The sequence below is a fragment of the Rhodococcus sp. DT1 genome, assembly GCF_049844875.1.
GTDB lineage: Bacteria > Actinomycetota > Actinomycetes > Mycobacteriales > Mycobacteriaceae > Rhodococcus.
On sequence record NZ_JBNCLW010000001.1, the window covers coordinates 82,816 to 101,816 of the forward strand.

General features: G+C 66.6%; 18 protein-coding genes and 2 tRNA genes. 15 read left to right on the plus strand and 5 right to left on the minus strand.

The features are described 5' to 3' along the window. Positions 1-36 precede the first annotated feature (36 nt). The gene (locus tag ACLQ3J_RS00370; protein WP_169620464.1) at positions 37-459 is read left to right on the plus strand and encodes a cupin domain-containing protein; all 423 of its coding nucleotides are present in this window, start codon (positions 37-39) and stop codon (positions 457-459) included. An 18-nt stretch (positions 460-477) separates the two neighbouring features. Here ACLQ3J_RS00370 and ACLQ3J_RS00375 read toward each other — a convergent pair whose 3' ends face one another. Next, positions 478-870, minus strand: a complete 393-nt coding sequence (locus tag ACLQ3J_RS00375) for a globin (RefSeq protein ID WP_169620465.1) — start codon at positions 868-870, stop codon at positions 478-480. A gap of 185 nt (positions 871-1,055) precedes the next feature. Here ACLQ3J_RS00375 and ACLQ3J_RS00380 point away from each other — a divergent pair, with 185 nt between their 5' ends. The 3 genes from ACLQ3J_RS00380 (at position 1,056) to ACLQ3J_RS00390 (ending at position 2,472) form a co-directional block, all read left to right on the plus strand. Further along, complete coding sequence (locus ACLQ3J_RS00380) at positions 1,056-1,682, plus strand: HNH endonuclease (RefSeq protein ID WP_296550922.1); 627 nt, start codon at positions 1,056-1,058, stop codon at positions 1,680-1,682. A 63-nt stretch (positions 1,683-1,745) separates the two neighbouring features. Next, entirely contained in the window at positions 1,746-2,012 is a 267-nt protein-coding gene (locus ACLQ3J_RS00385; protein ID WP_425901873.1) for a hypothetical protein, read from the plus strand. Continuing rightward, complete coding sequence (locus tag ACLQ3J_RS00390) at positions 1,999-2,472, plus strand: DUF5130 family protein (RefSeq protein WP_425901875.1); 474 nt, start codon at positions 1,999-2,001, stop codon at positions 2,470-2,472. The genes ACLQ3J_RS00385 and ACLQ3J_RS00390 overlap by 14 nt, the downstream gene beginning before the upstream one ends. Positions 2,473-2,615: 143 nt before the next feature. On the opposite strand, the gene pepN is transcribed toward ACLQ3J_RS00390, so the two are convergent. Then, on the minus strand, positions 2,616-5,198 hold the full coding sequence (gene pepN / locus ACLQ3J_RS00395) for an aminopeptidase N (protein ID WP_425901877.1): 2,583 nt from the start codon (positions 5,196-5,198) through the stop codon (positions 2,616-2,618). 184 nt (positions 5,199-5,382) lie between these two features. Here pepN and ACLQ3J_RS00400 point away from each other — a divergent pair, with 184 nt between their 5' ends. The 3 genes from ACLQ3J_RS00400 (at position 5,383) to ACLQ3J_RS00410 (ending at position 7,411) form a co-directional block, all read left to right on the plus strand. Beyond that, on the plus strand, positions 5,383-6,009 hold the full coding sequence (locus tag ACLQ3J_RS00400) for a disulfide bond formation protein DsbA (protein WP_425901878.1): 627 nt from the start codon (positions 5,383-5,385) through the stop codon (positions 6,007-6,009). A gap of 121 nt (positions 6,010-6,130) precedes the next feature. Next, on the plus strand, positions 6,131-6,610 hold the full coding sequence (locus ACLQ3J_RS00405; RefSeq protein ID WP_296550923.1) for a ribose-5-phosphate isomerase: 480 nt from the start codon (positions 6,131-6,133) through the stop codon (positions 6,608-6,610). Positions 6,611-6,613: 3 nt separating this feature from the next. Next, positions 6,614-7,411 carry an Fpg/Nei family DNA glycosylase gene (locus tag ACLQ3J_RS00410; RefSeq protein WP_169620472.1) on the plus strand — a complete coding sequence of 266 codons (798 nt, stop codon included), beginning with the start codon at positions 6,614-6,616 and terminating at the stop codon, positions 7,409-7,411. Here the strand turns inward: ACLQ3J_RS00410 and ACLQ3J_RS00415 are convergent. Together ACLQ3J_RS00415 and ACLQ3J_RS00420 are read right to left on the minus strand one after the other, a co-directional pair. Further along, entirely contained in the window at positions 7,399-8,586 is a 1,188-nt protein-coding gene (locus ACLQ3J_RS00415; protein ID WP_346765418.1) for a wax ester/triacylglycerol synthase domain-containing protein, read from the minus strand. The genes ACLQ3J_RS00410 and ACLQ3J_RS00415 overlap by 13 nt on opposite strands. Before the next feature lie 155 nt (positions 8,587-8,741). Then, a tRNA-Gly gene (locus ACLQ3J_RS00420) sits at positions 8,742-8,815 on the minus strand. A gap of 140 nt (positions 8,816-8,955) precedes the next feature. Between ACLQ3J_RS00420 and ACLQ3J_RS00425 the strand changes: the two genes are divergently transcribed. From ACLQ3J_RS00425 to clpX, 5 genes are all read left to right on the plus strand, one after another. Next, positions 8,956-9,032: transfer RNA gene (locus ACLQ3J_RS00425), tRNA-Pro, on the plus strand. Between the two features lie 74 nt (positions 9,033-9,106). Then, positions 9,107-10,489 carry a trigger factor gene (gene tig, locus ACLQ3J_RS00430; protein ID WP_169620474.1) on the plus strand — a complete coding sequence of 461 codons (1,383 nt, stop codon included), beginning with the start codon at positions 9,107-9,109 and terminating at the stop codon, positions 10,487-10,489. Between the two features lie 110 nt (positions 10,490-10,599). Next, positions 10,600-11,226: an ATP-dependent Clp protease proteolytic subunit gene (locus ACLQ3J_RS00435; RefSeq protein WP_169620475.1), complete on the plus strand. Its 627-nt coding sequence runs from the start codon at positions 10,600-10,602 to the stop codon at positions 11,224-11,226. Positions 11,227-11,277: 51 nt separating this feature from the next. Beyond that, positions 11,278-11,940: an ATP-dependent Clp protease proteolytic subunit gene (locus ACLQ3J_RS00440; RefSeq protein ID WP_169620476.1), complete on the plus strand. Its 663-nt coding sequence runs from the start codon at positions 11,278-11,280 to the stop codon at positions 11,938-11,940. Positions 11,941-12,168: 228 nt separating this feature from the next. After that, entirely contained in the window at positions 12,169-13,446 is a 1,278-nt protein-coding gene (clpX, locus tag ACLQ3J_RS00445; RefSeq protein WP_169620477.1) for an ATP-dependent Clp protease ATP-binding subunit ClpX, read from the plus strand. 104 nt (positions 13,447-13,550) lie between these two features. Here the strand turns inward: clpX and ACLQ3J_RS00450 are convergent, their stop codons facing one another. Next, positions 13,551-14,474 carry a 3-oxoacyl-ACP reductase gene (locus ACLQ3J_RS00450; RefSeq protein WP_425901881.1) on the minus strand — a complete coding sequence of 308 codons (924 nt, stop codon included), beginning with the start codon at positions 14,472-14,474 and terminating at the stop codon, positions 13,551-13,553. Between the two features lie 382 nt (positions 14,475-14,856). Between ACLQ3J_RS00450 and ACLQ3J_RS00455 the strand changes: the two genes are divergently transcribed. From ACLQ3J_RS00455 to ACLQ3J_RS00465, 3 genes are all read left to right on the plus strand, one after another. Then, entirely contained in the window at positions 14,857-15,486 is a 630-nt protein-coding gene (locus tag ACLQ3J_RS00455; RefSeq protein ID WP_169620479.1) for a TetR family transcriptional regulator, read from the plus strand. Positions 15,487-15,611: 125 nt separating this feature from the next. After that, the gene (locus ACLQ3J_RS00460) at positions 15,612-16,775 is read left to right on the plus strand and encodes a steroid 3-ketoacyl-CoA thiolase (protein WP_169620480.1); all 1,164 of its coding nucleotides are present in this window, start codon (positions 15,612-15,614) and stop codon (positions 16,773-16,775) included. A 30-nt stretch (positions 16,776-16,805) separates the two neighbouring features. Next, positions 16,806-18,995, plus strand: coding sequence for an acyl-CoA dehydrogenase (locus ACLQ3J_RS00465; protein WP_425901882.1), 2,190 nt, complete (start codon positions 16,806-16,808; stop codon positions 18,993-18,995). Positions 18,996-19,001: the final 6 nt, after the last annotated feature.

Genomic DNA, 19,001 nt, shown 5'->3' on the forward strand with positions numbered 1-19,001 from the left:
TTCCTGTGACCGCGCACACGTGATAGGACAATCCTCATGAATTGGACGCCGATCGTCGCTGTCTCCCTCGACGACGTGGAACTTCACGAAGATCCGATCGACCCGGACTGGATCCACGACGGGACGCCGGTGGCCCGCAGCGGTCAATGGTCGACAGGGAGCGACCTGACCACCACCACCCATGTGTGGGACTGCACGGCGGGCCGTTTCACATGGCATTTCGGCGCCGACGAGATCGTCCACATCGTGGAAGGTTCGGTGATCGTCAGTTCCGACGACGCCGATCCGCGGATACTCCGTGCCGGGGACGCAGCCCTGTTCCGGGCCGGCACGTCTGCGCTCTGGGAGGTTCCCGAGTACGTCCGCAAACATGCGATTCTGCATCGGGTGATGCCCGCACCGCTGATCTTCGGATTCCGCGTCGCGGGAAAGCTCAGGTCGCTCGTGCGGAGGGGCTGACCCGCTCCTGGGGCGACGTCACACGGCCGAATTCATCATCGAGTCGGCTGCCATGTTCATGTAGTCGAGCAGTTGGCGGCGGTGGGCGTCGTCGAGCGTCTCCTCGTCGATCGACGCGATCGCGGTGTGCATACAGCGCAGCCACGCATCGCGCTCGAGCGGTCCGATGCGGAACGGGTGGTGCCGCATGCGCAGGCGCGGGTGGCCGCGCTCGTCGGAGTAGGTGTGCGGTCCGCCCCAGTACTGCTCGAGAAACATGCGCATGCGCCGCTCGGCCGGGCCGAGATCTTCCTCGGGATACAGCGGACGGACGATCTCGTCCGCGGCCACCTCTTCGTAGAAGCGCGCCGTGATCTTACGAAACGTCTCGGCGCCGCCCACTGCGTCGTAGAAGGTCTGCTCGTCACTCATCGGTTTCTGCTCACCATCCCTCTCGAATGTCCATTGTGCCCGTTGCAGCGGCCCGCCCGTAGCGGCGGCGGTATCCGCTTCCGGCGGCCCCAGAAGTTCACATACCCGACCTCGGCAAGTCGCACGATTCAGGGTGCGATTTTCGACCATCCGTGATGCACTGTTTCCAGTCTTCCGGAGGTCGTATGAAGCACCGCAGCAGCGCACATCGACAACTCCCGCCCGCGGATGCCCCGATGGGGGCGCCGGGGGCCAACACCCTGCGCGTAGTGCGCGACAGCACGGCGGTGCCCGACTGGGTCAAACGCCGGGTGCTGCTGCTCAATGCCACCTACGAACCTCTCACGGCGCTGCCGGCCCGGCGCGCCGTCATTCTCATGACCGGCGGTAAGGCCGACACCGTCCACGACGACCCGCACGCGCCGTTCGTCCGCTCGGCGGAATGGTCGGTGCAGTTGCCTTCGGTGATCCGCCTGCGCAGTTACGTCCGGGTGCCCTATCACGCCCGGGTACCCATGACCCGCGCGGCGCTCATGCACCGCGACGGAAATCGCTGCGCCTATTGCGGCGCGAAAGCCGAGACGATCGACCACGTGGTGCCTCGCAGTCGCGGAGGCGAGCACAGCTGGGAGAACTGCGTCGCGTGCTGCGCGCCCTGCAACCACAAGAAGGCGGACAAAATGCTCGCCGAACTCGGCTGGACGTTGCGCGCCGTTCTCACCCCGCCGAAGGGCAGGCACTGGCGCCTGCTCGCCACCCTCCCGGAGTTGCATCCCACCTGGCTGCCGTACCTGGGAGAGGGCGCCGCCTGACGGTACGGCACGGAATCCGGGGCGTATGCGGCTTTTCCCGGGCGCCTGGGCTACCGTTTGCGTGTGAGCATTCTCGAGACAACCCTGATCTTCGTCGGCATTCCGCTGCTGATCATCTTGGTCTTCGCCGGTCTGTCCCTGACCGGGCAGCGATACCCGGGCCCCGTTCCGTCCGACAACGCGTACACCCTCGGCCAGAAGTGGGAGTACGAGCCGGTGCTGTGGACCGCCACGGATGAAGTGACGCGCCCCGGGCACCACGCCCATCACGGACATGTCGTCGGTAACCCGGCGGATCTGATCGGAGGTACCGCAAGTGGCAAGTGGTGACGTGATCCATACCCCCGTCCGTTCCCAGGAGACTCTTCCGTACGGCGCGGCACTCACGACGAGCGGCCGGATTTCGAGCGCCCGCCCGCTCGGCGAGCCGTTCGCCGGACCTCCGTTCAAGGACAGCGACCTGATCCGGCTCGACGACACGCTGACCGATGCCATCCGGGCAACCCACGTGCGGTTCTCCGTGTACATCGGTGATGCCGTGAACCCGGCTGCCGAGACCGACGCGCTGCTGCCGACGACTCCCGACGCGGAGAACTCGGTGCTGATCGCCGTGTACCCCAACCAGCGGGCCATCGAGATCCGTTCCGGACGCGAGGCTTCCGCCCGCGCGACGGATCGTGTCCTGCAACTCGGCGTCACCGCCGCGCTGGCGTCCTTCGGCCAGGGGAACCTGCTCGACGGCATCACCAGTGCCGTCCGCGTGATGGCCAACGCGATCATCGCACCGTAGGTCCGATGCTTCTGTAGTTTCGGCGGTCTCGCAGCGCCGGCGATCCCGCCGTCTCTGCGCTCCGCCACTGTGGCCCGGTGCCGCGCCCGGTCGAAAGACCGGGTGCGGCACCGGGCCACAGGCGTTTCACATGCCGTGTGAGATCACGACGCGTCGAACGAGCGTGCCTTCAGCGACCTGACGATCCCGGCGCGGCCCTCGACGATGAGCCGGCGCAGCGCCGGCGGGTGCTCCCCGGTGAGGAAGTCGTCGGCCGCTGCCACCGCATCCTCGGTGACGGCCCATGACGGGTACAGACCCACCACCACCGTTTGCGCGACCTCGCTCGAGCGCCGCCCCCACACCTGCGGAACCTCGGCGAAGTACCGTGCGACATACGGTGCGAGCAAGTCGCTCTGACCCAGCGGCGCGAACCCGCCGATGACGGCTCGGGCGGTGATGTTGGGGACGGTGTCGTCGTGCACGACGGTCTCCCAGACCTGTTCCTTCACTTCCGCCTGCGGCCGTGCGGCGCGTGCCGCAGCTGCCTGGCGGGCACCTGCCGCAGTGGGGTCGCGCTCGGCCTCCGCGTCGATGAACGGCGACTCGACACCCTCGCTGTCGATCTCGCCCGCCGCGGCGAGCGCGTGAACGATGCGCCAGCGCAGGTCCGTGTCGACGACGAGTCCGTCCAGCCCCACCGACGCCGGGTCTGCGTCGAGCAGTTCCGTCAGTACTTCGGTGTGCCACGGCGACAGTTGCGCGCTGCTCAGCGCATTGACGAACGCGAGTTGGTGATCCGATCCGGCCTCGGCCTCGCGGGCGAGCTCGAGTAGCCGGTTCGCGAAGTCGGGCCAGCCCCGCTCGTTCGCCCACGACGGCTCCGCGTAGCTTGCCAGTGCGGTGGCCGCCTGCATCAGCAGGCGCTGCACGACGCCCACTTCGGTTTCGGCGGCGATGCCGCGCTGCACGAGTGCCACGAAGTCCCGAGCCTTCAGTTCCGCCTGCCGGGTCATCTCCCACGCTGCCGACCACACGAGGGTGCGCGGCAACGAGTCGGTGATGTCGCCGATGCGCTCGAGGACCGTCGAGAGCGACTCGTCGTCGAGGCGCACCGAGCAGTACGTCAGGTCGTCGTCGTTGACGAGCACGAACTTGCCGCGGGGCACCCCCACCAATTCGGGGACATCGGTGCGCTCGGCCGCGTCGACATCGATCTCGATGCGGTGGGTCCGGACGAGCTTGCCGGAGCCGTCGTCGTCGTACACACCGATCGCCAGGCGATGGACCCGCAGTTCACCGGCTCCGGGCAGGGCGCCTTCCTGAATCACCGCGAAGCGGGTGAACGTGCCGTCGGCGGCGACCTCGAAATCGGGTCGCATGATGTTCAGCCCGGTGGTCTTGAGCCACTGCGCTCCCCACCCGGACAGGTCGCGTCCGGAGGACTTCTCGAGAGCAGCGAGCAGGTCGTCGAAGGTGGCGTTGCCGTACGCGTGCTCGCGGAAGTAGTCGCGCAGCCCCGCGAGGAACGGTTCCTGCCCCACGTAGGCGACGAGTTGCTTGAGCACCGACGCGCCCTTGGCGTAGGTGATGCCGTCGAAGTTGACCTCCACGGCGGCGAGGTCGGGGATGTCCGCGGCGATGGGATGCGTGGACGGCAGCTGATCCTGCCGGTATGCCCACGACTTCTCGACGTTCGCGAAGGTCGTCCACGCGTTGGTGTACTCGGTGGCCGACGCCTGGCACAGCACCGATGCGAAGGTCGCGAAGGACTCGTTGAGCCACAGGTCGTCCCACCACCGCATGGTGACGAGGTCGCCGAACCACATGTGCGCCATCTCGTGCAGCACCGTCTCGGCGCGGCGTTCGTACGAGTACCGGGTCACCTTGGAGCGGAAGACGTAATCCTCGAGGAACGTCACCGCCCCCGCGTTCTCCATTGCGCCGGCGTTGAACTCGGGCACGAACAGCTGGTCGTACTTGCCGAATGCGTACGGCACACCGAAGTTGTCGTGGTAGAAGCCGAAACCCTGCTTGGTTTCGGTGAACAGGCGCTCGGCATCCATGTGCTCGGCGAGCGACGCGCGGCAGTAGAGGCCCAGCGGGATGGTGCCGTGCGCGTCGCTGTACTCGTCCGTCCACTGCGCGTACGGACCGGCGATCAGCGCGACGAGGTAGGTGCTCATGCGCGGTGTCGTCCGGAAGATGTGCTGCCCCGGTTGCGCCGCCGTCGTCTGCACCTCCGCAGCGTTGGAGATGACCTTCCAGCTCTCGGGCGCGGTGACGGAGACGTCGAACGTTGCCTTGAGGTCGGGCTGGTCGAAGCACGCGAACATCCGCTTCGCGTCGGCGGTCTCGAACTGGGAGTAGAGGTACACCGCGTCGTCGGTGGGGTCGACGAATCGGTGCAGGCCCTCGCCGGTGTTGGTGTACAGGCACTCGGCGTCGACGACGAGTTCGTTCCGTGCCGCCAGCCCCGTCAGGGCGATCCCGGTGTCCTCGGTGTAGCCGGACACATCGACCGGGGCGCCGTTGAGGGTGGCCGAGGTGACCGATTTCGCGATGAGGTCGATGAACGTCGACGCACCTTCGGTCGCGTCGAAGCGCACGGTGGTGAGGGAGCGGAACGTCGTGGTGCCGGGTGCTCCGGCTCCGTCCGTCAGATCGAGTTCGATGCTGTAGTTGTCGACGGACAACACGGCGGCGCGTTCAGCGGCCTGCTCGCGGGTGAGATTGGGTGGTGCCACAGAAGAGCTCCTTTTCACGACGGGATGTCGGCAGGCATCCATCCCATCATGATCGTCGTAGCGCCATGGTCCGGACGTCGGAACGTCGCCCGTGCGGACAGGACAGGGAAGAATACGGCCCGACAGACTGTTGGACGGCGTATCGCGGCAACCGCCGAGTTCGGACCACCCTGAGGAGACCTTCGTGAGCGACTCGACCACCCCCACCGGCAAGGACACCGCCGATTTCTGGTTCGACCCGCTGTGCCCGTGGTGCTGGATCACCTCACGCTGGATTCTCGAGGTCACGAAGGTGCGCGACATCGACGCACGCTTCCACGTGATGAGCCTGGCAGTACTCAACGAGGGTCGCGACCTTCCCGAAGAATACGTCGAGCGCATGAAGCAGGCGTGGGGTCCGGTGCGCGTCGCGATCGCGGCGGCACAGAAGTACGGCGACGACATCCTCTCGCCGCTCTACACCGCGATGGGCACCCGGATCCACAACGAGGGCAACGAGGATCTCGGCGACGTCGTCGCCGGCGCGCTCGCGGAACTCGACCTCGATCCGTCGCTGGCCGACGCCGCGACGACCACCGAGTACGACACGGCGCTGCGCGCGAGTCACGCCGCGGGAATGGATGCCGTGGGCCAGGACGTGGGAACGCCGACCATTCACGTCAACGGCATCGCGTTCTTCGGACCGGTGTTGTCGAAGATTCCGCGCGGTGAAGAAGCCGGCACGGTGTGGGACGGCGTCGTCGCACTCGCGTCGTACCCGCACTTCTTCGAGCTCAAGCGCAGCCGCAACGAGGACCCGACCTTCGACTGAGGTCCCAGCCTGCCCGGTGCTTCGGACGCGAGACGCGTTCGAAGCACCGGGCGCGTCGTCGTCGGGCAGCCATCCGGGCAGGGCGTCGCTCCGCACACCGGGGACTCGTTAGACTCTGCTCATGCGCGTGTACCTGGGAGCCGACCATGCCGGTTTCGAACGTAAGAATCAGATCATCGAACACCTGACCGCGAACGGTCACGAGGCGATCGACTGCGGCGCCTTCGAGTACGACGCTCAGGACGACTACCCCGCGTTCTGCATCGAGGCCGCCCGTCGCACCGTTGCCGACGAGGGAAGCCTCGGCCTGGTGCTCGGTGGCAGCGGCAACGGCGAGCAGATCGCGGCGAACAAGGTCCCGGGCGCGCGCTGCGCGCTGGCGTGGAGCGTCGAGACGGCCACCCTCGCCCGCGAGCACAACAATGCTCAGCTGATCGGCATCGGCGGCCGGATGCACACTCTCGAGGAGACCCTCGCGATTGTGGATGCCTTCCTCGCGGCCGAGTGGTCGAACGAGGAACGTCATCAGCGCCGCATCGACATTCTTGCCGAGTACGAGAAGACCGGTGTGGCTCCGGCTGTGCCGGGCGCATCGAACTGACCTGTGCCCGAAGGACATATCCTGCACCGGCTCGCCCGGTTGCACACCGAGTGGTATTCGGGTGCGCCGGTGCGGGTGTCCAGTCCCCAGGGACGCTTCGAGGACGGTGCCCGGGCAGTCGACGGGCGGGTCCTCGTCCACGCGGACGCGTGGGGCAAGCATCTGTTCCATCATTACGACGGTGGCCTCGCAGTGCACGTCCACCTCGGCATCTATGGAGCCTTCACCGACACGGAGTTGCCGCTCGGCGAGCCGGTCGGGCAGGTCCGCATGCGGATGATCGGTGCTCGTCACGGCAGCGACCTGCGCGGTCCCGCGGCGTGCGAGGTGCTCACCGAGGGTGAGGTCGACGCGATCGAGGCGCGCCTCGGACCGGATCCGCTGCGTCCGGACGCCGACGCGGAGCGGGTGTGGACACGAATGAGCCGCTCCCGCAGCCCGATCGGCTCGCTGCTGATGGATCAATCCGTGATCGCCGGGGTCGGCAACGTCTATCGCGCGGAAGTGTTGTTCCGCCACAACATTCATCCCGGTCGGCCCGGACGCGATCTCACACGCGACGAATTCGATGCGCTGTGGAGCGATCTCGTCGAACTCATGGAAGTGGGGGCGCAGCGCGGGCGAATGCACGTCGTCCGCACCGAACACGACGACGGGATGCCCTCCTATGCGAAGGACCGTCCCCGCACGTACGTGTACCGCCGTACCGGTGAGCCCTGTCGTGTGTGCGGGACCCCGGTGCTGCACAAGGTGATGGGTGCGCGGAACCTCTTCTGGTGCCCGACGTGTCAGCCGGACTGACCAGCGGCCGGGTCGACGCCGGGATCGCCGGCCGAGCCGACGACAGCGTCGACTCCGATGCGTAGGCATTCGTCGAACACGTCCCGATCCGGCACCGCGACGGGATCGACGGTGACCCCGATCCCGCATCCCGCCCGGTACGACATGAGCGTCGCGTTGAACGCGGCGCCGTGCGTCGGGCCGAAACCGTAATACCGCTCGACTTTCGCGCCACCGATGTAGAGCGGCGCGCTCGACCCGGGGAGGGTGGCGGTCAGTACGTCGTGCGCGCCGAAGAGCGCCTCGCTGTTCGACAGTGTGGTCACCGGTTCTCCGCGCAATCCCCGGCCACCCGCGGGACGTGAGTCCGCGCCGTCGGGAAAACTGGTGCGATCCGTCTCGATCCGGCGCATCAGTTCTTCCGGGTTCGAAGCACTGTCGAGCAACTCGACCGTGACGGGGTGGCTCGTGGACACCGGAATTGCGGCGCGCAGGTTGTCGGCCTTACGCCCCTGGCGGTGCTGGTATGCAGCGCACGCGAGCAGCATCGCGGCGGCGAAGCCGCTCTCGAGTCCGCAGTTCGACCGGTCGGTTGCGACCCGGAGGTCTGCGAGCGGAACGTCGACCACATGAAGCCGGTACGGCAAGTGCCGGTGAGAGGAGTGGTCGGACGCCGTGCGCCCATCCGGGGTGTCTGCGGGTTCTCCCAGAAGAGTCTTCACGACGGAAGTCGCAGTGCGGGCCAGTCCGCGTGTGGCCGAGCGTGCCCACGACCGGACGGGATCGCCCGTGTCGTCGGGGGCCGCGAGGTGATGCAATCGGATCACCAGGGCAGACCGCCCGCCCGTCAGTCCGTCGAGCAGTGTCAGCCCCCACAGAGGGTGCCGCACGGCCGGTGTCGGGGGAGCGGTGCCCGCGAAGTCGAGTACGTCGGCGAACGTGGCGTGCGGGGGTAAGGACACCCGGTCGAGGTGCCACGGCGGATCGGAATCGGGGTCGCCGGCCCATCGCGGAGCTTCGAGCCCGAACGGCACGTCGACGACCCGGTGCCGGAAGCTCGGCGCCTCGTGATTTCCCGGTGCCAGCATGCCGGTGACGCGATCCCAGTCCGGAACGGCGTCGAGGGCGACGACCGCCACGACGACCGAACGCGGCACGGGAACGGTGGTTCCGTCGCGGTCGGGTCGGTCGGTCACAGTGGGGACGCTCTCACACGATCCGGCCCGCGACACCGATCTTGTGTGGCGCATCGCGGATTCGAGTCGAAACGGTGATCCGCCGTCGCCGGCGCGCAGACCGGGACGGAAACGACAAAACGTCCGCCGACCTGGTGGTCGGCGGACGTTTGCCCTGGAGGGGATGACGGGAATCGAACCCGCGTAGCCAGTTTGGAAGACTGGGGCTCTACCATTGAGCTACATCCCCGTTGCCGTTGCTTTCACCGTTTCCGCGGTGTCCGCTCCGTGCAGGATGAGACTGTACCGAACCTCGCTTTGGATTTCATAATCGGGGGGCCGTAGGATTCTGCTGCGGGTCCCCAGGGATGCTCTAGGGGTAGCCGGTGACGGGATGTGGCGCAGCTTGGTAGCGCATCCGCTTTGGGAGCGGAGGGTCGCAGGTTCGAATCCTGTCATCCCGACCAGATCGAACGGCGTCAGCGCGCTCAGTAGTGACACGAACGACCGACCAGACAGCACGACAGAAGGAGCATGTCCCGTGAAGAGCACCGTCGAGCAGCTGAGCCCGACGCGAGTCCGTATCAACGTTGAGGTGCCCTTCGAGGAACTCCAGCCTGATTTCGACCGCGCCTTCCAGTCCCTCGCAGGACAGGTGCGCATCCCGGGCTTCCGTCCGGGCAAGGCGCCCCGCAAGATCCTCGAGGCCCGTGTCGGACGCGGCGCCGTGCTCGAGCAGGTCGTCAACGACGCCATCCAGTCCCGCTACAACGAGGCTGTGACCAGCAACGAGGTCAAGGTCCTGGGCCAGCCCGAGATCGACGTGACCAAGCTCGAGGACAACGTGGAGCTCGTCTTCAACGCCGAGGTCGACGTGCGTCCCGAGATCACCCTGCCGGACTTCTCCGAGATCGCCGTCACCGTCGACCCCGTCGAGATCACGGACGAGGACATCGAGGAGCAGCTGCTGTCGCTGCGTCAGCGCTTCGGCACCCTCAAGGGCGTCGAACGTCCCGTGCAGAACGGCGACTTCGTCTCCATCGACCTGTCGGCGACCGTCGACGGTGAAGAGGTCACCGAGGCCGCCACCGAGGGTCTGTCCCACGAGGTCGGTTCCGGACAGCTCATCGACGGACTCGACGACGCGATCATCGGCACCTCCGCCGGTGAGTCGAAGGACTTCAACTCCACCCTCCTGGCGGGCGAGTTCGCCGGCAAGGAAGCGGTCGTCACCGTCAAGGTGAACTCGGTCAAGGAGCGCGAGCTCCCCGAGGCCGACGACGACTTCGCGCAGCTCGCGAGCGAGTTCGACACCATCGACGAGCTGACCGCCGACCTGCGTGAGCGCGTCGAGCGCGTCAAGAAGGTCGAGCAGGCCGGCCAGATCCGCGACAAGGTCCTCGAGGTTCTCCTCGACACCGTCGAGATCCCGCTCCCCGACGCGGTCGTCCAGGCCGAGGTCGACAGCGCGGTCCACGACGCGATCCACGAGCTCGACCACGACGAAGCCCAGCTCGACAAGCTGCTCGAGGCTCAGGGTTCGAGCCGCGAGGAGTTCGACAAGGAGGCTCGCGAGTCGGCCGAGCGTTCCGTGAAGACCCAGCTGCTGCTGGACGCGATCGCCGAGGCAGAGGGCACCACCGTCGAGCAGCAGGAGCTGACCGAGCGGATCTTCTTCCAGGCGCAGCGCTACGGCATCCCGCCCGAGCAGTTCATCCAGCAGATCAGCCAGGCCAACCAGCTCGGCGCGGTGTTCGCCGACGTGCGTCGCGGCAAGGCGCTCGGCTCGGTGGTCGATCGCGTGACCGTCACCGACACCACCGGTGCGTCGGTCGACACGAGCGAGCTGTTCGGCACCAAGAAGGACGACGCGGATGCCGAGGATTCGGCTGCCGAGAGTACCGAGGATTCGGCCTCCGAGTAGTCGGTTTTTTTCCGCTTTGAGCGAAGAGGGGCGGCACCGGGCATCCGGTGCCGCCCCTCTTGGTTAGTGTCAGTGTCAGCAATCCACGATTGACGAGAAGGCAGGTACCCGTGACTCATCAGAATCCGGCGACATCCATCGGTCCGACGATGACCTCGGCCACCGCTGGGCTCAATCTCAGCGACTCGGTGTACGAACGCCTGCTCCGCGAGCGGATCATCTTCCTCGGCACCCAGGTCGACGACGACATCGCCAACAAGCTCTGCGCGCAGATCCTCCTGCTGTCCGCGGAGGACCCCAACCGCGACATCTCGCTGTACATCAACTCCCCGGGTGGTTCGGTCACCGCGGGTATGGCGATCTACGACACGATGAAGTTCGTCGAGTGCGACGTCGCGACGTTCGCGATGGGTCTGGCTGCGTCTATGGGCCAGTTCCTGTTGGCTGCCGGTACCAAGGGCAAGCGTTACGCGCTTCCGCACGCGCGGATCATGATGCACCAGCCGTCCGCAGGGATCGGTGGCACCGCGAGCGACATCGCGATCATGGCGGAGCAGTTCGCGCACACCAAGCGGGAGATGGCAGAGCTGATCGCCGAGCACACCGGGCAGAGCGTCGAGCAGATCACCGCGGACTCCGACCGCGACCGGTGGTTCACGGCCAAGGAAGCACTCGAGTACGGCTTCGTCGACCACGTCGTCGCACGGGCCCAGCAGGCCGGCGGCACCGGCAACTGATCCCCGGGATCCACCGACCCGCTCCACGCCCCACGAATTCTTGGAGAAGCGATGACCAACATGTTCGATCCGCGCCAGCTCGGCGGCCAAGCTCCGGCTTCCCCGGCGAGCCGCTACATCCTGCCCTCGTTCATCGAGCACTCGAGCTACGGCGTCAAGGAATCCAACCCGTACAACAAGCTGTTCGAGGAACGCATCATCTTCCTCGGCGTGCAGGTCGACGATGCGTCGGCCAATGACGTCATGGCGCAGCTGCTGGTGCTCGAGTCGCTCGACCCGGACCGAGACATCACGATGTACATCAACTCGCCCGGTGGCTCGTTCACCTCGCTGATGGCCATCTACGACACGATGCAGTACGTCCGCGCCGACATCACCACGGTGTGCCTCGGGCAGGCCGCGTCGGCAGCAGCGGTGCTCCTCGCTGCCGGCACCCCGGGTAAGCGCCTCGCGCTGCCCAACGCGCGTGTGCTCATCCACCAGCCCTCGACCGGCGGAATCCAGGGCCAGGTCTCGGACCTCGAGATCCAGGCCGCGGAGATCGAGCGGATGCGGCGCCTCATGGAGACGACGCTCGCGCGGCACACCGGCAAGGACGCGGATCAGATCCGCAAGGACACCGATCGTGACAAGATCCTGACCGCCGCGGAGGCCGTCGAATACGGATTGATCGACAACGTCCTGGAATACCGGAAGCTCTCCGCACAGAAGTAGCCGAACGGCCCGGCCCGACCGCGTGTCTCGCGGTCCGGGTCGGGCCGATGTGCAATTGTGATCGGCACCATGTGCAGGGCATATAAATATGGCCGGAAACGCCGAGAAGCGGTCGACCCGACTGCCGGACTCCGGGTACGGTCGAGCCAACGGCCCGTTCCCAGGGCCGGCGCGCAACGAGAATCGCGGCAGCAGTTGCACGCACACGAGGAAGTAGGGACCTGACAGATGGCACGTATCGGTGACGGCGGAGATCTGCTCAAGTGCTCGTTCTGCGGAAAGAGTCAGAAGCAGGTCAAGAAGCTCATTGCGGGTCCCGGTGTCTACATCTGCGACGAGTGCATCGACCTCTGCAACGAGATCATCGAGGAAGAACTCGCCGAAACCAGTGAGGTCAAGCTCGACGAGCTACCCAAGCCTGCCGAGATCCGGGACTTCCTCGACAACTACGTCATCGGCCAGGACTCCGCCAAGCGGACGCTCGCCGTCGCGGTCTACAACCACTACAAGCGCATCCAGGCCGGCGACAAGGCCCGCGACGCTCGTGGCGAGACCGTCGAACTGGCCAAGTCCAACATTCTGCTGCTGGGGCCCACCGGCTGCGGCAAGACGTACCTCGCCCAGACCCTCGCGAAGATGCTCAACGTGCCGTTCGCGATCGCCGACGCCACCGCTCTCACCGAGGCGGGATATGTCGGCGAGGATGTCGAGAACATCCTCCTCAAGCTGATCCAGGCAGCGGACTACGACGTCAAGCGCGCCGAGACCGGCATCATCTACATCGACGAGGTCGACAAGATCGCTCGCAAGAGCGAAAACCCGTCCATCACGCGCGACGTGTCGGGTGAGGGCGTGCAGCAAGCCCTGCTGAAGATTCTCGAAGGCACCCAGGCTTCGGTGCCGCCACAGGGCGGTCGCAAGCACCCGCACCAGGAATTCATCCAGATCGACACCACGAATGTGCTGTTCATCGTCGCGGGCGCGTTCGCGGGACTCGAGCGGATCGTCTCCGACCGGATCGGCAAGCGCGGCATCGGGTTCGGTGCCGAGGTGCGCTCGAAGGCCGAGATCGACACCACCGATCACTTCGCCGACGTCATGCCCGAAGACCTCATCAAGTTCGGTCTGATCCCGGAGTTCATCGGCCGTCTGCCGATCGTGGCATCGGTGACGAATCTCGACAAGGAATCGCTCGTCGAGATCCTGTCCGAGCCGAAGAACGCACTCGTCAAGCAGTACGTCCGCCTGTTCGAGATGGACGGCGTCGAACTCGAGTTCTCGCAGGACGGTCTCGAGGCGATAGCGGACCAGGCAATCCTGCGGGGCACGGGCGCTCGCGGTCTCCGCGCCATCATGGAGGAAGTCCTCCTGCCCGTCATGTACGACATCCCCAGCCGCGACGACGTCGAGAAGGTTGTGGTCACCGCGGAGACGGTCACCGACAACGTGCTTCCGACGATCGTCCCGCGCAAGACCGATCGTGACCGTCGCGAGAAGTCGGCCTGACCGCCTTCGGGCAACGGCTCTTCGAACGACTCGGCCCCGGCAGGATTCCTGCCGGGGCCGAGGTCTGTTCGGGTGAAGGTCGCGCCGGGGTGTTCGGGGTGTGATCAGTCGACCGCGAGTGCGGTCTTCTCCAGTTCGGCGATGCTGTAGGCGGCGTAGTTCTCGTACTTGCCGCGTCCGGTGAAGTACGACGACAGCTGTTCGTCGAGTTCCTCCACGGTGAACGCGGAACCCGCCGCGTCGAAACGGTTCTCGACCTTCGGGGAGTCCATGAGCGCGACCATCTTGCCGTACACCACGAACACCTGACCGTTGATCTCGTGCGAGGCGGGGGAGGCAAGGTACGTGACGAGGGTGCCGACGCGTTCGGGCGCGAGCGGGTCGAGACCGGTGGTCGCAGCGTCGGCCTCTCCGAATGCCTCGGCGGTCATGGCCGTCCGGGCGCGCGGGCAGATGGCGTTTGCAGTGACGCCGTAGCGGGAGAGTCCCTGTGCGGTGGACAAGGTCAGGGCAGTGATGCCTGCCTTGGCGGCCGAGTAGTTGGGCTGTCCGGCGGAGCCGAAGAGGAATGCCTCCGACGAGGTGTTGATGACCCGGCCGTACACGGGACCACCGGTTTCCTTGCTGGCTGCGCGCCAATGGACGGCGGCGGCGTGAGACGTCGCGGCGTGACCCTTGAGGTGCACGCGAATCACGTCGTCCCAATCGGATTCGGTGAGGTTGAAGATCATTTTGTCGCGGAGAATGCCGGCGTTGTTGACGAGGATGTCGAACGAACCGAATGCCTTGACGGACTCTTCGACGAGGCGTCCTCCGAGCGACCAGTCGGAGACGTCGCCGGTGACGGCGATTGCCTGCCCGCCCGATGCGACGATCTCTTCCGCGACCTGGTGTGCGGCGTCGCCCATGTCGTTGACGACGACGGCGGCACCGGCGGCAGCCAGTGCGAGAGCCTCGGCGCGCCCGAGGCCGGCTCCGGCGCCTGTTACTACTGCGGTACGACCGGCCAAACCGACTGTTTCACCCATGCGTTCGTCTCCCGTGTTCGTTTCCGTGCCGAGCCCGAGCCCTCACGAAAAGTGATATTCATTCTAGTTTGGTCCTCGGGTGGGTCCGGAGGGGTCGCACGGTCTCACTGGGCGGGAGTGCCGCGACCGCCGCTACCGGGGTCTCCGTCGCCGGTGGTGCATTGTCGCGGCGGGGATGACCTCCGCTGATGCGCGTCGCCACCCGAGTGCGGACAACGAGCGAAAAGTGTTTGCGCCCAGTGTGTTCGAATCCCCGTTCCGGTCGCTTCGCAGGAGGCGACGAGGTGCGAGATCTCACTGACCGGTACCCGAACCGCCCGGGACGGTAGGGGTGAGGATCTACGCTCTGCTTTCGTCCGAGGTGAACGAAGGGGGATGCGAGATGCCCAGGATCGGGGCGGCACGCGACGCGGCGGAGCCCAGCTCGACGGAACAGCACGCGCGATACGACCGGATCCTGACGGCTGCGGCACGACTGGCGGGGGACAAAGAACTCGAGCGCGTACAAATGCAGGACGTCGCCAAGGCGGCAGGGGTCGCGATCGGCACGCTCTATCGCTATTTCCCGTCCAAGACCCACTTGTTCGTCGCGGTGATGGTCGACCAGATCGACCGCATGGGCATCCAGTTGTCCCGGCGTCCCTCTGCCCCGGCCTCGCCGTCCGATGCCGTCTACCAGGCATTACTGCAGGCGACGCGGGCGCTGGTGCGTACGCCGCTCCTGGCGAACGCCATGATCCGGTCCGCGTCGTCGTCGAATGCCGCCACCATTCCCGATGTCTCGAAAATCGATCAGCACTTCGATCGACTGCTCCTCGCGGCGGCGGGAATCTCCGAGCCCACGGTGCGAGACGCGACGGTGGTGCGGCTGGTGGTCGCCCTGTGGTTCGGTCTCGTCCAGGGGGCACTCAACGGCCGGACCTCCATCCCGGAAGTCGAGTCCGACCTGCGCGTCGCCTGCGACCTGCTCCTCGTCGATCTATCGGTGGGCCGGCCTCGATCGAACGGGTGAGCTGCGGCGGCACCCGAGGAAGCCTCCTCTCGCACTGCAAGTCCCGCTTGCCGGGACAAGTGCGGAACTCCGGCCGGCGACAGAAATAGAATAAATTTCAGAAACGCCGACACTTCAGGAGTGGCATGAGCAACGTCGTCATCGTCGAGGCCGCACGTACGCCGATCGGCCGCCGCCGCGGACAGCTGGCCGGAGTGCACCCCGCCGTGCTTCTGGGCACCGCCCAGAAAGCACTGCTGGACCGCACCGGACTCCCCGCCGGGCAGATCGGCCAACTGGTCGGTGGCGCGGTCACGCAGGCGGGGGAGCAGTCCAACAACGTCACCCGGCAGGCGTGGCTGCACGCCGGCCTCCCGTACACGGCTGCCGCCACCACCATCGACTGCGCGTGCGGTTCGTCGCAGCAGGCGGTGCACATGGTCGCGGGACTGATCGCGTCCGGGCAGATCGACGCCGGTATCGGCTGCGGCGTCGAAGTGATGAGCCGAGTTTTCCTCGGTCAGGCCAACGCACCCGGCACGGGTAACCCGTACCCGGCGGACTGGTCGATCGACATGGGTGACCAGTTCACCTCGGCGGAGCGGATTGCCGCCAACCGTGGCATCACGCGCGCCGATGTCGACGCCTTCGGGCTGGAGTCGCAGCGTCGCGCCGCGAATGCGTGGGCCGAGGGACGGTTCGACCGTGAAATCGTGCCCGTCGACGCGCCGGTCGTGACCAAGGACGGAGAACCCACCGGTGAGATCGCCACCGTGACGCGCGACGGTGGTCTCCGCGACACCTCCGCGGACGCCCTCGCGGGGTTGAAGCCCGTGATCGAGGGTGGTATCCACACCGCCGGCAACTCCTCACAGGTCAGCGACGGTGCCGCCGCAGTCCTGCTGATGAGCGAGGACAAAGCACGGGAGGCGGGGCTGCGGCCACGCGCCCGGATCCTTGCGTCCACCCTGGTGGGCTCGGACCCGTACTACCACCTCGACGGACCGATCGACTCCACTCGGGCGGTGCTCGACCGCACCGGAATGTCGTTGTCGGACATCGATCTCGTCGAGATCAACGAAGCGTTCGCCTCGGTCGTGCTGTCCTGGGCACAGGTGCACAAGGCCGACCTGAGCAAGGTCAACGTCAACGGCGGTGCCATCGCCCTCGGGCATCCGGTGGGCTCCACCGGAGCGCGACTGATCACCAGTGCTCTGCACGAGCTCGAGCGGTCGAATCGCTCGACCGCACTGATCACGATGTGCGCAGGCGGCGCACTGTCCACAGCCACCGTCATCGAGCGCATCTGACGCCGTGATCTTCTATCAAGGGACCCGTTCATGACTTTGGGATTGAGTGACGAGGACCGCGAGCTTCGTGATTCCGTACGCGGCTGGGCGGCACGACACGCGACGCCCGAGGTGATCCGCGCGGCTGTCGATGCCGAGGCGGAGACCCGGCCGTCGTTCTGGGGTTCGTTCGCCGACCTCGGCATGCTGGGACTGCATCTGCCGGAAGACGTCGGCGGCGCCGGCTTCGGTTATCTCGAAACCGCTGTTGTCGCCGAGGAACTGGGCCGAGCCATGGTGCCCGGACCGTTCCTCCCGACGGTGATCACGTCCGCGGTTCTGAACGAGGCGGGGCGTCGAGCGGAACTCGAGGGACTGGCGAACGGTGCACTGTACGGTGCGGTGTCGCTGCAGCCGGGCCGGCTGCGCATCGTTCGCGACGGAGCCTCGGTCAGCCTGTCCGGCACATCGGGAGTCGTGCTCGGTGGCCAGGTGGCCGACGTGTTCCTGCTCGCCGCCGACGACGGGGGCGAGCGCGCATTCGTGGTGGTCGCTCGTGACCGTATCGGCGTCACGGACCTGCCGAGTTACGACGTGGTGCGGCGCAACGCCGAGATCACCGCGGACGGGCTGGCCCTCTCCGATGATGACGTGCTGACCGTGGACCCCGGCCGGGTACTCGACATCGCCGCAACGTTCTTCGCAGCCGAGGCGGCCGGCCTCGCGGACTGGGCCACCACGACCGCCGCGGACTATGCGCGGGTGCGCCGGCAGTTCGGCCGTGTCATCGGCCAGTTCCAAGGCGTCAAGCACACCGTCGCACGAATGCTCTGTCACACCGAGCAAGCCCGCGTCACGACGTGGGATGCGACTCGCGCACTGGGCGAGGACATTTCCGCCGATGAGGCCTCGCTCGCCGTAGCCGTCGCTGCGTCCGTCGCCCCGGAAGCGGCATTCCAGGTCACCAAGAGCTGCATCCAGGTTCTCGGCGGTATCGGTTACACCTGGGATCACCCCGCCCACCTCTACATGCGGCGCGCTCAATCTCTGCGAATCCTGTTGGGCTCCACGGCGTCCTGGCGTCGCCGAGTGACTGCTCTCACGCGCGCCGGTGCCCGCCGGGTGCTCACGGTCGACCTTCCACCCGAGGCGGAGCAGATCCGAGCGGACGTCCGCGCCGAACTCGAGCCGGCCACCCTGCTCGACGATGTGAAGCAGAAGGCGTATCTGGCGGAGAAGGGCTACACCACACCGCACCTTCCCGAGCCGTGGGGCAAGGCTGCCGACGCCGTCACCCAACTCGTCATCGCCGAGGAGCTGCGCGCAGCAGAGCTCACACCACACGACATGATCATCGGCAACTGGGTGGTGCCGACGCTGATCGCGCACGGCAACGCCGAGCAGATCGAACGGTTCGTCCCGCAGTCGTTGCGCGGCGATCTCGTGTGGTGCCAGCTCTTCTCCGAGCCCGGTGCCGGCTCCGACCTCGCGGCCCTGTCCACCAAGGCCGTCAAGGTCGACGGCGGCTGGAAGCTCAACGGGCAGAAGGTGTGGACGTCGATGGCGCGGGTCGCGGACTGGGGCATCTGCCTCGCCCGTACCGACGTGGACGCACCCAAGCACAAGGGTCTGTCCTACTTCCTGATCGACATCAAGAACACCGAAGGTCTCGACATCCGGCCGTTGCGGGAGATCACCGGTGAAGCTCTGTTCAACGAAGTGTTCTTCGACGATGTGTTCGTGCCCGACGAATGCCTGGTCGGTGAGCCCGGCGACGGGTGGAAGCTCGCACGCACCACCCTCTCCAACGAGCGGGTGTCCCTGTCCCACGACTCCACGTTCGGGGCGGGCGGCGAGGCCTTGCTGGCACTGGCGGAGAACGCTCCCGGGGGGCCGGACGACGAGCAGCTCACCGTCCTCGGCAAGGTACTGAGCGACGCGCAGTCCGGTGGCCTGATGGGGCTGCGCGCCGCCATCCGCTCCTTGAGCGGTGGCCAACCGGGTGCCGAGTCGTCGGTCTCCAAGCTGATGGGTGTCGAACACATCCAGCAGGTCTGGGAACTCGCGATGGACTGGGCCGGTCCCGCCTCGCTGGTCGGTGAGCAGGATCGCTCGTCCGCAACGCACATGTTCCTCAACGTGCAGTGCATGTCCATTGCCGGTGGTACGACGAACGTCCAGCTCAACATCATCGGCGAGCGGATCCTGGGGCTGCCCCGCGATCCCGAACCCGGAAAGTGAACGCAC

What these genes read in the sequence shown, in the direction of transcription:
- ACLQ3J_RS00465 (WP_425901882.1), top strand. Translation starts at nt 16,806, where the DNA reads ATGACTTTGGGATTGAGTGACGAGGACCGCGAGCTTCGTGATTCCGTA.
- ACLQ3J_RS00370 (WP_169620464.1), top strand. Translation starts at nt 37, where the DNA reads ATGAATTGGACGCCGATCGTCGCTGTCTCCCTCGACGACGTGGAACTT.
- ACLQ3J_RS00450 (WP_425901881.1), bottom strand. Translation starts at nt 14,474, where the DNA reads ATGGGTGAAACAGTCGGTTTGGCCGGTCGTACCGCAGTAGTAACAGGC.
- ACLQ3J_RS00460 (WP_169620480.1), top strand. Translation starts at nt 15,612, where the DNA reads ATGAGCAACGTCGTCATCGTCGAGGCCGCACGTACGCCGATCGGCCGC.
- ACLQ3J_RS00375 (WP_169620465.1), bottom strand. Translation starts at nt 870, where the DNA reads ATGAGTGACGAGCAGACCTTCTACGACGCAGTGGGCGGCGCCGAGACG.
- clpX (WP_169620477.1), top strand. Translation starts at nt 12,169, where the DNA reads ATGGCACGTATCGGTGACGGCGGAGATCTGCTCAAGTGCTCGTTCTGC.
- ACLQ3J_RS00455 (WP_169620479.1), top strand. Translation starts at nt 14,857, where the DNA reads ATGCCCAGGATCGGGGCGGCACGCGACGCGGCGGAGCCCAGCTCGACG.
- ACLQ3J_RS00380 (WP_296550922.1), top strand. Translation starts at nt 1,056, where the DNA reads ATGAAGCACCGCAGCAGCGCACATCGACAACTCCCGCCCGCGGATGCC.
- ACLQ3J_RS00405 (WP_296550923.1), top strand. Translation starts at nt 6,131, where the DNA reads ATGCGCGTGTACCTGGGAGCCGACCATGCCGGTTTCGAACGTAAGAAT.
- ACLQ3J_RS00440 (WP_169620476.1), top strand. Translation starts at nt 11,278, where the DNA reads ATGACCAACATGTTCGATCCGCGCCAGCTCGGCGGCCAAGCTCCGGCT.